The following is a 499-nucleotide window of genomic DNA, read 5'->3' on the forward strand; positions in this document are numbered from 1 at the left end:
GACGCTCACCTACTCGGCATTGGCTGCCGACGGCTCGGCGCTTCCCGCCTGGCTGAGCTTCAACGCCGCGACGCGGACCTTCACCGGCACGCCGGCGGCCGCCAATGTCGGCACGCTCGCCGTCCGGGTGACGGCGACCGATCTCGGCAACCTTGCCACCAACGAGACATTCAACATCGCCGTGTCGACGGCGCCCACGACCTACAGCCTGTTCAGTGCGTCCAACACGCCGGCGCAGACGAACCTCAACGATGGTCAGCAACTCGAGGTCGGCGTCAAGTTCCAGTCGAATGTCGCCGGCAACATAACGGCCCTCAAGTTCTACCGAAGTGCCAGCGACACTGGCCAGGATGTGCTTGACCTGTGGACTGCGACCGGCACCAAGCTTGCCACCGTCACCTTCACCAACACGTCGGCAAGTGGCTGGCAGACGGTGGCCCTGGCGACGCCCGTCTCCATTACCGCCAACACCACCTATGTCGCCTCGTACCACACGACC

1 protein-coding gene is annotated in these 499 nt (G+C 64.7%); it reads left to right on the forward strand.

The genetic code is table 11. The annotated features are described in order from the left end of the window. Nucleotides 1–499 (forward strand): DUF4082 domain-containing protein (locus AC1DMK_RS31130; RefSeq protein WP_477864054.1); only part of this gene is annotated, 499 nt, incomplete at both ends.

This window comes from Rhizobium sp. 05L419 (assembly GCF_056397845.1).